Source organism: Klebsiella sp. RHBSTW-00484 (assembly GCF_013705725.1).
In the GTDB taxonomy this organism is placed as follows: Bacteria; Pseudomonadota; Gammaproteobacteria; order Enterobacterales; family Enterobacteriaceae; genus Klebsiella.
This window is the reverse complement of the sequence record NZ_CP055481.1, coordinates 3,476,831-3,490,074: the sequence shown is the minus strand read 5'-3', so window position 1 is coordinate 3,490,074 and position 13,244 is coordinate 3,476,831. Positions and strand designations below refer to the sequence as shown.

The 13,244-nt window shown below is 53.0% G+C and carries 16 protein-coding genes; all 16 read left to right on the top strand.

Translation table 11 applies throughout. From position 1 onward, the window contains the following. Positions 1-223: 223 nt before the first annotated feature. Positions 224-658, top strand: coding sequence for a phage terminase small subunit P27 family (locus HV213_RS16605; RefSeq protein ID WP_181482542.1), 435 nt, complete (start codon positions 224-226; stop codon positions 656-658). Then, on the top strand, positions 658-2,379 hold the full coding sequence (locus HV213_RS16600; RefSeq protein ID WP_181482541.1) for a terminase large subunit: 1,722 nt from the start codon (positions 658-660) through the stop codon (positions 2,377-2,379). The genes HV213_RS16605 and HV213_RS16600 overlap by 1 nt, the downstream gene beginning before the upstream one ends. Continuing rightward, on the top strand, positions 2,373-2,570 hold the full coding sequence (locus HV213_RS16595; RefSeq protein WP_181482540.1) for a hypothetical protein: 198 nt from the start codon (positions 2,373-2,375) through the stop codon (positions 2,568-2,570). Before HV213_RS16600 ends, HV213_RS16595 begins: the two co-directional genes overlap by 7 nt. Next, entirely contained in the window at positions 2,548-3,807 is a 1,260-nt protein-coding gene (locus HV213_RS16590) for a phage portal protein (protein ID WP_181486439.1), read from the top strand. The genes HV213_RS16595 and HV213_RS16590 overlap by 23 nt, the downstream gene beginning before the upstream one ends. Positions 3,808-3,842: 35 nt before the next feature. Beyond that, positions 3,843-4,763, top strand: coding sequence for a S49 family peptidase (locus tag HV213_RS16585; RefSeq protein ID WP_181482539.1), 921 nt, complete (start codon positions 3,843-3,845; stop codon positions 4,761-4,763). A gap of 72 nt (positions 4,764-4,835) precedes the next feature. Continuing rightward, positions 4,836-6,122, top strand: coding sequence for a phage major capsid protein (locus HV213_RS16580; RefSeq protein ID WP_181482538.1), 1,287 nt, complete (start codon positions 4,836-4,838; stop codon positions 6,120-6,122). Positions 6,123-6,189: 67 nt separating this feature from the next. After that, the gene (locus HV213_RS33300; protein WP_181482537.1) at positions 6,190-6,648 is read left to right on the top strand and encodes a hypothetical protein; all 459 of its coding nucleotides are present in this window, start codon (positions 6,190-6,192) and stop codon (positions 6,646-6,648) included. Continuing rightward, positions 6,629-6,946 (top strand): head-tail connector protein, encoded by a 318-nt coding sequence (locus HV213_RS16570; protein ID WP_181482536.1) that lies wholly within the window; start codon positions 6,629-6,631, stop codon positions 6,944-6,946. Before HV213_RS33300 ends, HV213_RS16570 begins: the two co-directional genes overlap by 20 nt. Next, positions 6,943-7,281, top strand: a complete 339-nt coding sequence (locus HV213_RS16565) for a phage head completion protein (protein ID WP_181482535.1) — start codon at positions 6,943-6,945, stop codon at positions 7,279-7,281. Before HV213_RS16570 ends, HV213_RS16565 begins: the two co-directional genes overlap by 4 nt. Continuing rightward, entirely contained in the window at positions 7,262-7,651 is a 390-nt protein-coding gene (locus tag HV213_RS16560) for a hypothetical protein (protein WP_181482534.1), read from the top strand. The genes HV213_RS16565 and HV213_RS16560 overlap by 20 nt, the downstream gene beginning before the upstream one ends. Then, the gene (locus tag HV213_RS16555; protein ID WP_327021765.1) at positions 7,648-8,052 is read left to right on the top strand and encodes an HK97-gp10 family putative phage morphogenesis protein; all 405 of its coding nucleotides are present in this window, start codon (positions 7,648-7,650) and stop codon (positions 8,050-8,052) included. Before HV213_RS16560 ends, HV213_RS16555 begins: the two co-directional genes overlap by 4 nt. A gap of 35 nt (positions 8,053-8,087) precedes the next feature. Continuing rightward, positions 8,088-8,552, top strand: a complete 465-nt coding sequence (locus HV213_RS16550; RefSeq protein ID WP_181482533.1) for a phage tail protein — start codon at positions 8,088-8,090, stop codon at positions 8,550-8,552. 60 nt (positions 8,553-8,612) lie between these two features. Further along, positions 8,613-8,957, top strand: coding sequence for a hypothetical protein (locus HV213_RS16545; protein ID WP_181482532.1), 345 nt, complete (start codon positions 8,613-8,615; stop codon positions 8,955-8,957). 223 nt (positions 8,958-9,180) lie between these two features. Beyond that, positions 9,181-12,153, top strand: a complete 2,973-nt coding sequence (locus tag HV213_RS16540; RefSeq protein WP_181482531.1) for a phage tail tape measure protein — start codon at positions 9,181-9,183, stop codon at positions 12,151-12,153. Continuing rightward, a complete protein-coding gene (locus tag HV213_RS16535) occupies positions 12,153-12,491 on the top strand; it encodes a phage tail protein (protein ID WP_181482530.1) in 339 nt (112 codons plus the stop codon). Before HV213_RS16540 ends, HV213_RS16535 begins: the two co-directional genes overlap by 1 nt. After that, positions 12,488-13,243 carry a phage minor tail protein L gene (locus tag HV213_RS16530; protein WP_181482529.1) on the top strand — a complete coding sequence of 252 codons (756 nt, stop codon included), beginning with the start codon at positions 12,488-12,490 and terminating at the stop codon, positions 13,241-13,243. The genes HV213_RS16535 and HV213_RS16530 overlap by 4 nt, the downstream gene beginning before the upstream one ends. Position 13,244 lies beyond the last annotated feature (1 nt).

Genomic DNA, 13,244 nt, shown 5'->3' with positions numbered 1-13,244 from the left:
GTTTCAAATTGAAATCATTTAACTTGTAATTATTTCTTGGGTTAATAATGATAGCCATTATCATTTGCATAAATTATAAATGAGAATCAATGTCATTTTAGGGGTGGGGGGGATCAAATCCTCAACCCCTCTCGCGCTCCAGGACTGCCGCTTGAAGGACATTTTTACACGCCAGAAATAAGGATCTTTTTTCCGGCAGGTTTCACCTATCAAAAGAGGAGTTATGGCTGGTGGAATTCGATCGTCTGGAGGGGGGAGAAAACCAGTTTTACCCACCGGGCAAAAAAGCAAATTGACACGAATTGCGCCTCCGACTGAGTTAATGGGGGAGGCAGCGATACGAATATGGAAGACCCAAAGCAAAATCCTGATCGAAAGAGGCGTTTTTGAACTTGAAGATGCGCCTTTACTCCTGGCCTATTGCAACGCCTTCCATCTGATGCTCGAAGCCGAAAAATTACTGGCTCAAGGGCTAACAACTGAAAGTGAAATGGGAGGATTAAAAAAACACCCTGCCGTGAACGTCAGAAATGACTCTGTTTCCCAGATTGCCCGTCTGGGCTCGCTACTGGGGTTAGATCCGCTCAGCCGTATCCGAATGACCAGCGGCAGAAATGATCCGGACGATGACGGGAATGAATTTGACGAGTTTGACTGATGGCCACATATCCGAACGTCAATGCGGCGAACCAGTATGCAAGGGATATCGTTGGCGGGAAGATTCTGGCATGTCAGTTAACTATTCTTGCCTGCCAGCGACATCTTGATGACCTGGATCGCGCGAAGGATCCGAACTGGCCCTATCGGTTCGATAAAAATAAGGCGGAGCGATTTCTCCGCTTTTCCCAAAAAATGCCACATACAGCGGGGGAATGGGCCCGCCGAAAACTCAGAATAGATTTTGAACCCTGGCAAAAGTTTTCGCTTGGCGTGCCCTTTGGCTGGATCCACAAAAAATCCGGTCTTCGGCGCTTCAATGAAATTTACATTGAGGTGCCGAGGAAAAATGGAAAATCCGCGCTGGCTGCAGCAGTGGGTAATTATATGTTCTGCGCTGATGGTGAACATGGTGCAGAAGTGTATTGCGGCGCCACGACCGAAAAGCAGGCCTGGAAAGTGTTTGCTCCGGCGCTGTTAATGGTGAAAAAACTGCCCGCATTAAGGCAGAAGTTTTCTATAAAGCCCTGGGCGAAAAAAATGACTCGCCCTGATGGTTCCATTTTTGCACCGGTAATTGGCGATCCAGGTGACGGTGATTCGCCGTCATGCGCCATTATCGACGAATATCATGAACATATTACCGACGCCCTATATACCACAATGACAACCGGGATGGGGGCTCGCGAGCAACCCATTACACTCATCATCACAACTGCGGGTTATGACATTACCTCGCCGTGCTATGAGAAGCGCGAACAGGTGGTGGAGATCCTACGCAAGACACGCAAGGGCGAAGAGAATGAGGGTATTTTCGGTATAATCTATGGTCTTGATGAGGATGATGACTGGACTAAGCCGGAATCGCTAATCAAAGCCAATCCCAATTATGGAATATCGGTAAAAGAAAACTTTCTTCGCGCAAAACAGTTACTGGCGATTTCGAACCCCAGTCAGACTAACAAGATTCTGACCAAGCATTTTAATCGCTGGGTGAGTGCAAAAACTGTCTTTTACGATTTGCAGAAATGGATGGCTGCCGCTGATAAAAGTCTTAAATTGTCTGATTTTGCCGATGAAGAATGCTGGCTGGGGATTGACCTTGCGTCAAAGGTCGATCTTAACGCCGTCATACCTGTTTTTCGTCGTGATATTGAAGGTATTACCCATTTCTATTGTGTCGGGTCAATGTTCTGGGTGCCTGAAGACACCATTTATTCTGTCGATCCCAAACTTAAACATACCTCAGAACGTTATCAGTCCTTTGTGGGGCAGGGCGTTTTAATTCCAACCGATGGAGCAGAAGTTGATTATCGGCTGATTTTCGAATCAATCCTGCAATTACGTCAGAACGTGAAAATTGCCCAGTGCCCGATCGATCCTTATGGTGCCACTTCCTTACGCCATCTGCTTGAGGAAGAGGGACTAGAGCCCGTCGAAATCAGACAGAACTTCACCCATATGAGCGACCCAATGAGAGAGATTGAAGCTGCACTGGCATCGGGTCGATTCCACCATGATGGAAACCCCATCATGAACTGGTGTATCCAGAACGTTGTAGGACGATATTTACCGGGCAGCGACGATATTGTTCGCCCAACAAAAGAGGGGAAACAAAACAAGATTGATGGAGCAGTTGGTTTAATGATGGGGATAGGGCGCGCCATGTTGAACAGCGCAGTCATCAAGTCTGTATACGATGAGGAAGATATAGTGTGTTGATCACAATTCTGAGTTTCATTATCGGCCTCGCCGGTGCTGTATTGATGTCCGTTGGTGCCTGGCTGGTTTCTCCCGCAGCGGGACTGATCACAGGAGGCATTATCTGCCTGGTCTGGTCGTTTTTAATCGCCAGAACGGTGTCTGTTCACGCTAAAAATGGGGGAGATGATGTTTATTCCCCAGATGTTTAGAGGGAAACAGCGGTCGCGCGGTGGTTTCTGGGAAGCAAAGTTGGGCGGCGTCAGTTCAAGTCAGAGTAAAGCGGGTGTCATGATTACGCCGGAGACAGCGCTTGGGCTTTCTGCTATTCGGGCCTGTGTCACGCTCCTGGCGGAGTCCGTCGCGCAGCTGCCGGTCGAACTCTACCGGCGAGATAAAAATGGTGGTCGCCAGCGCGCGACAGACCACCCGATATACGATCTGATCCATTCCCAGCCCAACAAAAAAGACACGTCGTTCGAATATTTCGAGCAACAGCAGGGGTTGCTGGGGCTGGAGGGAAATTGCTACTCGATCATCGACCGCGATGGAAAAGGCTATCCGAAAGAGCTGATCCCGATTAACCCGAAAAAGGTGATTGTCCTGAAGGGGCCGGACGGGATGCCGTATTACGAAATCCCCGAAATCGGAGAAACCCTGCCGATGCGCATGATGCACCATGTGAAAGTATTTTCACTGGACGGCTATATCGGTAGCTCGCCTATTCAGACGAACGCCGACGTACTCGGGTTGAACCTGGCGGTTGAAGAGCATGCTTCGGCGGTATTCCGGCGCGGTACGACGATGAGCGGTGTTATTGAGCGACCAAAAGAAGCAGTGGCCATCAAGAGTCAGGAGAAGATTGATCAGCTCCTGGCGAAATGGACCGATCGCTATTCTGGCATCCATAACATGTTTTCCGTTGCCCTGCTGCAGGAGGGGATGAGCTACAAGTCACTCTCGCAGGATAACGAGAAGGCACAGCTGCTACAGTCGCGCCAGTGGGGTGTGGAGGAGGTTTGCCGTCTCTACAAAATCCCACCACATATGGTGCAAATGCTGGCGAAAGCGACCAACAACAACATCGAGCATCAGGGGCTGCAATTCGTGATGTATACGCTGCTGGCCTGGCTGAAACGCCACGAAGGTGCGCTGCAGCGTGACCTGCTGCTGCCCAGCGAGCGACGTGATCTGTATATAGAATTCAATGTCTCCGGGTTACTGCGCGGCGACCAGAAATCACGCTATGAGTCCTATGCGCTGGGACGCCAGTGGGGCTGGTTATCGACCAATGATATCCGGCGGATGGAAAACCTGCCGCCGATAGCCGGTGGTGATAAATACCTCACGCCGCTGAACATGGTCGATAGCGCTCAAATCATTCCTGGCGATAAAAAGCCAACCGCGAAGCAGATGACGGAAATTAAAGCCATTCTGGCCAGATCCTGAATACCACTGCAGAGCGGGCTTATCTGGTAAAAATCATGACAACCAAACTGATTAACTATCCGCACCTGGCGGAAATGGTCTTTGGCGTGCCGCATTACGTGTCGCGGCAGGCGATGGATTCTGTGAAAGCGGTGCTGATCCCCCGCATTCAGGGAACGGTCGACGATAGCAGTATCCAGTTAGCACTGAATCCGGATAACGCTTCCGCAGCGGAGCAGGTACAGCCAGCCGGTGGAGTAGCGGTTATTCCTGTCCACGGATTGCTGGTACCACGTCGTGGGCAGATTACGCAGGCCTGCACCGAGCTAACCAGCTATGAGCGGATCCGCAGCCAGCTGAGTATGGCGTTAAACGATCCGTCGATTAGCGAAATCGTGCTGGATATTAACTCCGGCGGCGGCGCAGCAGTGGGGTGCAAGGAGCTGGCCGACTTCATTTATCAATCTCGCGAAACGAAACCCATTACGGCGATTGTTAACTACAACGCCTATTCTGCAGCGTATTTCATCGCGTCGGCCTGCAGCAAAATCATCGTCAGCCAGACCAGTGGCGTGGGGTCTATCGGTGTGATTATGGAGCACCTGGATACGTCGAAGCTGGAAGAAAAAATGGGGCTGACGTTCACCACTATCTTCAGGGGTGATAACAAAAATAACGGCACCCAGCATGAGCCGCTGAGTGAAGAGGCGCTGGGCATGTTCCAGGGGATGATCGACGAGATGTACGAAACGTTTACTGGCTCGGTGGCTGGGTATCGCGGTATCGAGCAGCAGGCGGTAATTAATACGCAGGCTGGGATTTTCTCTGGCTCCGGGGCCGTTTCAGCGGGTCTGGCCGATGAAGTTTCTGACCCGCAGTCGGCGATTAACGCCATTGCGGCGAAGTACAAGACTCCTCAGAAAACCAGCTCCATTCAATTCCGGGCAGCAGCGATGGATATTCAAGCCCAAATGTAACCCGACGCAAGCGCGTCACCTCTAAGCAGCCTCCGGGCTGCTTTTTTTATGTCGAAGAAAGAGAGAAATAAAATGCCACAGATTGAAGAATTGCGTCGTCAGCGTGCGGGTATCAACGAACAAGTTCAGGCCCTGGCGACCATTGAGGCGAGCGGCGGTACGCTGACACCGGAGCAGCTGACAGAATTTGGTGGCCTGCAGCAGCAGTTCGCCGATATCAGCGCCAAAATGGAACGTCTGGAAGCCGCAGAACGTGCGGCCGCGGTCGTTGCGAAGCCGGTTAAAGCGACCCAACATGGCCCGGCCATCGTTGTCAAAGCAGAACCGAAGCAATACGTCGGCGCCGGAATGACCCGCATGGTCATGTCGATTGCTGCAGCGAAGGGCGATCTGCGTGATGCGGCTACGTTCGCCGCCGAAGAACTGAATGACCAGACTGTATCGATGGCCATCTCAACCGTATCGGGTTCTGGCGGCGCACTTATCCCGGAAAATATGCAAAACGAAGTGATCGAGCTGCTGAGCGATCGCACTATTGTACGTAAGCTGGGGGCTCGCTCGATCCCACTGCCGAACGGAAATTTGTCTTTACCGCGTTCCGCTGGCGGTGCAACTGCCAGCTATACCGGTGAAGGGAAGGATGCTAAGGCGTCTGAATCAAAATTCGACGATGTAAAACTGAATGCAAAAACCATGATCGCGCTGGTACCGATTTCGAACCAGCTGATTGGCCGTGCCGGTTTTAATGTTGAACAACTGGTTCTGCAGGACATTCTGACCGCTATCTCTGTTCGTGAAGATAAAGCGTTTATGCGTGATGATGGAACCGGCGATACCCCGACGGGTATGAAAGCCCGCGCAACGCAGTGGAATCGTCTGTTGCCCTGGGAAGCAGCAGCGGAAGTCAACCTGAATACGGTTGATGAGTACCTGGATAAAGTTATTTTGATGGCTATGGATGGCAATAGCCTGATGATCCGTTGTGGCTGGGGTATGTCGAACCGCACCTACATGAAACTGTTTGGCCTGCGTGATGGCAACGGTAACAAAGTCTACCCGGAAATGGCACAGGGTATGTTGAAAGGCCACCCGATTGAACGCACCAGCGCGATCCCGGTTAACCTGGGTGACAGCGGTAAAGAATCAGAAATTTATTTCGCGGACTTCAACGATGTTGTCATCGGTGAAGACGGTGCCATGAAGGTCGATTTCTCCAAAGAGGCGACGTACAAAGATGCCGAAGGCAACCTGGTTTCTGCCTTTGCGCGTAATCAGTCTCTGATCCGCGTTGTAACTGAGCACGACATCGGCTTCCGTCACCCGGAAGGTCTGGTGCTGGGTACCGGCGTTTTGTTCTAGCCGTACCGTATCCGTCAATAAGGCCCGCATATGCGGGCTTTTCTGTTTCAGAGGCAGGAGGTAATAAATGGCAGGTAAAACAACGAAATCCGCAGCAGGCAAAGATGCGACAACGACTGATGCATCCCTGGATGCTTCCGGCACGAGTGGGACTGTCGCTGAAGTGGCCAGCCGTAATACCGGTGACGCCACAGTTGGCGTCGACGGTGGTAGCGGTGCCGAAGGCGGGGAAAATACATCGGGGAGCGATACCGATGCCGGAGCGCCCGTGGATGGCCCGGAAAATACCGGCACCAGTAATAGTCAAAGTGAACCGCAGGCCCCAGCGGAGGTAAAAGTGCCAGAACGTAAAGCCGTTGTGTTCCTCGGCCCGTATAGCCGTTATTCGCGTGGTGATATCGCTTGTTTTGATAGTAAATATGCAGAAGAGCTTGTTTCTCGCGGCATTGCGGTATGGCCGAAAGATGCCAAACGCGCAATGGCACCGAAACCGGGAGATAACGACTTTGATACTGACATTGGCTGATGTGAAAACCCAGCTCCGTCTGGAACTGGATTTCACCGAGCATGACGGCATGCTCACGAAAATGGTCACCGCCGCGCTGCGGAGTATCGAGCGAGATTACTACTGCAAGCTGGTTGCCAGCGATGCGGAGCTGCAGGCGCTCCCGGAGACGACCCGGGGATTCGTTGCCGATGAGGATATCAAGCTGGCCGTGCAGTATCTGGTCAGCGATGCGTATCTGAATGGCCACACGGGCCAGTGGCTGGAAACTGCCGCAGTAAGGCATCTGCTTTTTCCCCTGCAGGAGCACACCGTATGAGCCTGAAACCGGGAGAAATGAACTGTCGTATTGCAATCAGCTATGTCCAGTCTGGACGGGGGCCGCTGGGCGAACCGCTACCGGAGACACTGGTCGAGGCAGGCAAAGCCTGGGCGAAGACCGAGCTGGTATCGGGCCGAAAGGTGCGAACGCAGGATCAGGAGCAGGTGGTGGAAACCCGTTTGTTTACGGTTTATCCGGGAGTTTTGGTCGATTTGGACTGGAAAATCACGACGAAAGAATTGGTTTACACCGTCCGGAATATCGACCGAAAAACGGACCGGATCATCATTACGGGGGAGGCGGACGGGCGCCATGATAGAGCTGGCAATTAAAACCGCCCTGGAGAGTATTACCGGCCTGAATGCTTACCCGCTGCTGTTGCCGGATAGCGAGCAGGAGGGAGTAACGTTTCAACGAATTTCAGACCCGGAGATGTACACGGGAACACTGCGGACCGGACTGATTTCAGCGCGTTTTCAGGTGACGATTTACCGGATTGACGACTACACCAACCTCCTGCAGCTGGACAGCAAAATCTGGTCTGAATGGAAAAAACTCGTCCACGGCCGGCTGGAAAATGTCCCGGTTCAGTACGTTGAACGCGGCGGCATCCGGCAGGACAAGACTACGCTGACGAACCGGCGCATCCAGTACCGCCTGATCCGCGATTTCATTATTCATCACATGGAGGATTCATCGTGATTCGAATGGAAGTGAAGGGGCTGGATGAGCTGGAGCGACAACTTACCGCGCTGGGGGAAAAAGTCGCAACGAAGGTTTTACGCGATGCTGGCCGTGAGGCGTTAAAGGTCGTCGAAGAGGATATGAAGCAGCATGCCGGCTTTGACGAAGCGTCCCCTGAAGAGCATATGCGTGACACCATCAAAATCAGATCGAGAAAAGGATCGGCAAAGTACCGAAGCACAGTTATAACGCTCCGGGTTGGGCCCAGCAAAGAGCACCATATGAAGGCGGTGGCGCAGGAGTTTGGCACTGTCAAACAGGTGGCAGAACCCTTTATTCGGCCTGCGCTGGATTACAACCTTCAGAAAGTGCTCAGCGTGCTGGTCGTGGAAATTCGCCACGGTATTCAAAACGGGTAGCGACAGCTATCAATTAATAAAAAGAGAGAAAAATCATGGCTGATGAGAAAAAAGCATCGCCTGAATATGCGATGTTGCCGGCGGGCTCCATCGTTAAGTTTGGGGGACCTGGTGATGCAGTGGCAGCGATGAAAGCGCTGGATAACTGTAAAGCCTTGGGAGCGATGGGGCAGGTGGGTGGTTTTGTGGATTGCACGACGCTGAAAGATAAACAAAAGCAGTCTGTTTCCGATCTGCCGGATGGACCGGAAAGGTCGCTGGGTTTTATCGATGATCCCAAAAATACCGACTTTGCTGCGCTGCTTAACGCTGCAGCGGCGCGCAAAACCATTCAGCTTTATGTTGAGCTGCCGAACGGGCGAACGTCGACGGCGCTGCTGGCGCTGTCCGGCTGGCAGATGAACGAAATCAGCGCGCCGGCGAGTGACGTCATTCAGATCACCGTTCAAGGTAAACAGAACCAAATCACCTGGGGCACAGTCGCCGACGGCGGCGCATAAGCCGTATTTTACCAATAACTGACAGCCACCTTTGGGTGGCTTTTTTGTGGAAAACAATGAATGAAAACCGACGTTAAATCTCGCCTGCTGGCTCCCGATAGCGATGCATTCCCTCTGAATATTTTTGGTGGTGAGTTCTATGTTCGTCGCCTGACCGCCAGTGAGCTGGCTGATTTTGAAGAAAAGGCGGAACAACTAACAGGCCCGGGCGAAACGCGTGGATTGATGCTGGAGGCGTCAGCACTAATATTGAGCGCCCTGGTCGATAAAGATGGCGTTCCCGAACAAGGGCTACCGTCTCCGGTTGAGCTGATGAAATCTCGATCCTATGGGTCAATCTCCGAGGCGTTGTCTAAGGTTCAGCGTTTCAGCTACGGCACGCTGGAGGAGGCGAAAAAAAACTGATCAACTCCCCCATGTTGATGACGGTCTTTTCGTTGGCCGCTCGCCTGGGGGAGTATGATCCACGAAAAATCGCCAACCTCCCTGCCAATATTCTTCTTCACTGGCAAGCCTGGCTCTCCCTGACAAGCAACCCCATCCAGACTCCAGCCCAGGAACCGTCTGACAGCCCTGCCGTATCAGTTACAGATCAGCAATGTGCTGATGTTATGAGGATTCTGGGTCAATGAGTGACGTAGCTAGTTTGTCGGTTGCCCTGCATCTCAATTCCGCCGCGTTTCGGTCACAAATTACCGAGGCATATCAGAGCGCAGGGCAGGCCAGTAAAAAATTTAATAAGCAGGCGACAGAGCAGGCCAATGAGCTGGCAAATGCGATAGCCAAAACAGTCGACGCGGCGAAAAAAATCGGCGTCCAGGGGGCAAATGATGATCAGTTTTCTGGTGCCACCAAAGGTGCCGGTCAACTGAACTTTGTCCTCCATGAAGTTGCCGCCGGAAGTAATGTCGCCAGCAGTAGCATAATTAACGCGCTGATCCCGGCGGTCCATTCACTAAAGGGGCAGTTAGATGGTTCTGCAGGGGGTTGGAAGACACAACAGGATGCAGCCCGTAATGCGGCAGCAGAACTGGCATCGGCGGCAAAATCGCAGATTGAGGCCGCGCAGGCAGAACGGCAGGCCGCGCTTAACAAAGTTACCATTGCTGAAAAAACGATAGCCGCAGCGCAGGCCCAGCGAGAGCAAGCGATCGCTCTGGATGAGTATTATGCGAAACAGACTGAGGTTAACAAGCTCTATGGGTTAAACGTCAGTTATCAGGATCAACACCTGAAAAACGAGCGCGCCATTATTGAAGCCAACCGGCTGGAGGCCAGTGGGCTGGATAAGCTGAAGGCGGCTAAGGCTGCTGTTGCGACTGCAGATGCTGCTGAGACGGGCGGAAAAGTCGCGTTGACTGCGGCAACTGAAGCTGCAGCCGTGGCCAATACAGAGCTATCGCTAAGGCAACGCATCGCGGCCACCAGTAGCCGGGCGCTCAGTTCTGCGATGAGCCTGCTGGGCGGGCCGGTTGGTATTGGTCTGTCCGTACTCGCTGCCGGCGGTACGCTGATTTATACCGAGTTTAAAAAGGCGGAAGAGCAGACCAAAAAGCTGAACGCTGCAGCATTGGATCTTAAAACGTCCTCGCTGGTCACTGCTGCGGACCTTAAAAAACTGAGTGGTGAACTGGGGAATACGGAGACGTCAGTCAATGCCGTTTCTGCTGCGGCAAAAGCCGGGTTTAGTGGTCGGCTGCTGAATGATGTTGCCACGCTGGCCAATGCGTATGAGAAGGCGGGCGGCGATGCTCAGGAGCTGGTTAACCATCTTTCCGGATTAAAGGATGATCCTGTTTCAGCTATGCATAAGCTGACGGCATCCGGTGTGGTCCTGAAAGATTCGATCGTTCAGCAAGTCATGGCGCTGAAGGATAGAGGAAGCACGGCGCAGGCAAGCCAGTTACTGATTGAGGCGGCGATACAGGCCGAGAAAAATCGTCTGGCCGAGTTGGGTGTTGATGTCGATAAGACCGCTGAAACGGTAAAAAACCTCGGGAACACATGGGGGACAGCCGGAGAGCAGGCAGTCATCGCGCTCGGTGGTGCGATTGATAAAACGCAGGACGTCCAGCGAACGTTAAGGAGCATGGCTGGCCAGCTGGCCGGTGATATCGCGGGAGCTACAGCTGCAGCGCAGAATGAGCGCATAAAGAATACTGCGGGTCTTAAAAGCTACATGGATGCCGGGACTACTGCGGCAGACAAGCGGGCGGCGGCGATTAAGCGGCTGAATAGCAGTATCTATGCGTCGGGGTCTAAGGAGTACCAGCGTATCCTGAAAGGGATTAACGACGAGTACGACAAGTCGACGAAGAAAGATAAGCCCAAAAAATCAGGCAACAGCGAGACTGAAGGTCAACGGTTGCTGGTACAGGCGCAGCAGCGCAATGCCGTACTGAAAGAGCAGGTACAGACAACTGATACGCTGACCGAATCAGAACGGCAGCTGGTCGCATTTGATGAGAAGGTTTCCAGCCTCAAGGGAAATCACCTCACGAAAAGCCAGCAAAGCCTGGTGGCCATGCAGGAGCAAATCCGTGCGCAGCTTCAGTCGAATATTCAGCTGGAGAAGGAAGCAGCTCTACGGAAAACCTCGCTGAAATACCAGGCTGAAAGCCGGAAATGGGCTGAAGAGGCTCAGGCTATGCAGCGCGAGGCTGCCCTGAATCTTGAGAAGTACAGCCTGTCAGAACAGGAGGCAAGCGATACCGAGGCCCGTAATGCCATTATTAACCGGTTTAACCAGCGTCGGCTGGCTCTTGAAAAAGATTTCACGGATAAAACGTCCACTGAATATCAGGCTCGACTGGCCGATCTGGAGTCGGTGAAGCAGCGGGAGCTGCAGATCGTTGAGCAAAGCGCCCAGGACCGCCTGGTGGCTGAACAGGATTACAGTGCCGGTTTCCGGCGAGGAACGCTCAACTGGATAGATAATGCCCGTGATGCGAACAGCCAGGTGGCCAGCTTTACCACGGGGGCATTCGATGACATGGCAGGGTCGCTCGCGTCGTTTGCCGTCACGGGGAAATCCAGTTTTAAAAGTTTCACGGCCTCTGTCCTTTCCGACCTGGCAAAAATAGCCTCACGAATAGCCCTTTCCAGCGCGCTCCAGAGCATTCTTGGCGCCGCAGGTTCCATTATTGGTGGCGCAGCCGGCGGCGGTGGAAGTACGCCATCCGGGGCTTATGATTCAGCGGCTTCCGGGCTAACCTTCAACGCCAAAGGCGGCGTTTATGACTCGCCATCCCTCAGCTCATACCGAAATCAGGTCTACGACTCCCCTCAGTTATTCGCTTTCGCTAAAGGCGCGGGCGTGTTTGGGGAGGCGGGGCCGGAGGCAATTATGCCACTGACCCGCGCAGGCGACGGCTCGCTCGGGGTACGCGCTGTGGGTGGCGGTCAGAACGCCGGCGCGTCAGAGGGCCCGAAAGTTTGGATCACCATTTCCGGCGATCAGGCGTCCTCTAAATCCACGTCTGGTTTTGAGCAGTTTGGTCAGCAAATTGGGGCGTTTGTTGAGAAGAAATACAGAGAGCTCATGGCGAAAGACATGCGCGCGGGTGGCGCTATCTGGAACGCCGTAAAAGGACAACGTTAATGGCCATTGAGATATTCACCTGGAGTCCCAGGGTTAATCCCACGGAAACCGTCGATTTCCGTGTCAGAGAGGCGAAATTTGGTGACGGTTATACGCAGACATCGGGGGATGGTCTCAATAATCGTGAGCAGCAATGGGAACTGAATTTTGTCGGTACTGAAGACTATATTCGAGCGATAAAACAGTTCCTGGACCGTCATGGTGGTACGAAATCTTTTCAGTGGACGCCGCCGCTCGAAGATGTCGGGCTTTTCCGCTGCACGCAATACAAACCAGTGCCTATGGGCGGGGGGAACTACTCCCTGTCAGCAACATTTATTCAGGGATTTAAACCATGAGTCTTAACGCAGATTATCAGAAGCTGGAGCCGGGTGATTCTATCCGGCTGTTTGAAATCGACGGCCGCGCGTTCAACATGGGCGAGGTTTTATATTTTCACGGGTATAACGTACCTCACTCGGCTGCGGAAATAATCGCTGCCGGCGACGATGAAGCGAAGCTGCCAGCCAAAAGCATCTGGTGGCAAGGTACGGAATATAAAGCCTGGCCATGTGAGCTGGAGGGGATCGAATCCTCCACCACGGGGAGTGATGCACAGCCGACGCTGCGGGTGGGTAACATCGACGGGTCTATTTCCGCGCTGTGTTTGTATTACGACGACATGGCGCAGGCGCGGGTTACTATCCATGATACGCAGAAGCAATATCTGGATGTGCGGAACTTTGCGGACGGGAATGCGACGGCGGACCCGACGCAGGAAAAGCGCCAGCTGTATTTTATTGATGCCAAAAACCTCGAAACTGACGAAGCGGTGGAGTTCGCGCTGGCCAGCCCGATGGACCTGCAGGGGATGATGATTCCAACCCGGCAATATCACTCGATTTGCGCCTGGTGTATCCGCAATAAATACCGTAGCGGCGATGGCTGCGATTATGCCGGCACGCGTTATTTCGACAAAAATAACAAACCGGTCGATGACCCATCGCAGGACGTCTGCAATGGCACGCTGACGGGCTGCAAACTGCGATTTGGTAAAAACAACGAGCTGCCGTTCGGTGGGTTCCCGGGCACGTCGCTGATCAGGAGCTGAT

Excerpts from the sequence above, each read along its gene's own strand:
- HV213_RS16605 (WP_181482542.1), top strand. The coding sequence starts at position 224 with ATGGCTGGTGGAATTCGATCGTCTGGAGGGGGGAGAAAACCAGTTTTA.
- HV213_RS16600 (WP_181482541.1), top strand. The coding sequence starts at position 658 with ATGGCCACATATCCGAACGTCAATGCGGCGAACCAGTATGCAAGGGAT.
- HV213_RS16590 (WP_181486439.1), top strand. The coding sequence starts at position 2,548 with ATGTTTATTCCCCAGATGTTTAGAGGGAAACAGCGGTCGCGCGGTGGT.
- HV213_RS16585 (WP_181482539.1), top strand. The coding sequence starts at position 3,843 with ATGACAACCAAACTGATTAACTATCCGCACCTGGCGGAAATGGTCTTT.
- HV213_RS16580 (WP_181482538.1), top strand. The coding sequence starts at position 4,836 with ATGCCACAGATTGAAGAATTGCGTCGTCAGCGTGCGGGTATCAACGAA.
- HV213_RS33300 (WP_181482537.1), top strand. The coding sequence starts at position 6,190 with ATGGCAGGTAAAACAACGAAATCCGCAGCAGGCAAAGATGCGACAACG.
- HV213_RS16565 (WP_181482535.1), top strand. The coding sequence starts at position 6,943 with ATGAGCCTGAAACCGGGAGAAATGAACTGTCGTATTGCAATCAGCTAT.
- HV213_RS16560 (WP_181482534.1), top strand. The coding sequence starts at position 7,262 with ATGATAGAGCTGGCAATTAAAACCGCCCTGGAGAGTATTACCGGCCTG.
- HV213_RS16550 (WP_181482533.1), top strand. The coding sequence starts at position 8,088 with ATGGCTGATGAGAAAAAAGCATCGCCTGAATATGCGATGTTGCCGGCG.
- HV213_RS16545 (WP_181482532.1), top strand. The coding sequence starts at position 8,613 with ATGAAAACCGACGTTAAATCTCGCCTGCTGGCTCCCGATAGCGATGCA.
- HV213_RS16540 (WP_181482531.1), top strand. The coding sequence starts at position 9,181 with ATGAGTGACGTAGCTAGTTTGTCGGTTGCCCTGCATCTCAATTCCGCC.
- HV213_RS16535 (WP_181482530.1), top strand. The coding sequence starts at position 12,153 with ATGGCCATTGAGATATTCACCTGGAGTCCCAGGGTTAATCCCACGGAA.
- HV213_RS16530 (WP_181482529.1), top strand. The coding sequence starts at position 12,488 with ATGAGTCTTAACGCAGATTATCAGAAGCTGGAGCCGGGTGATTCTATC.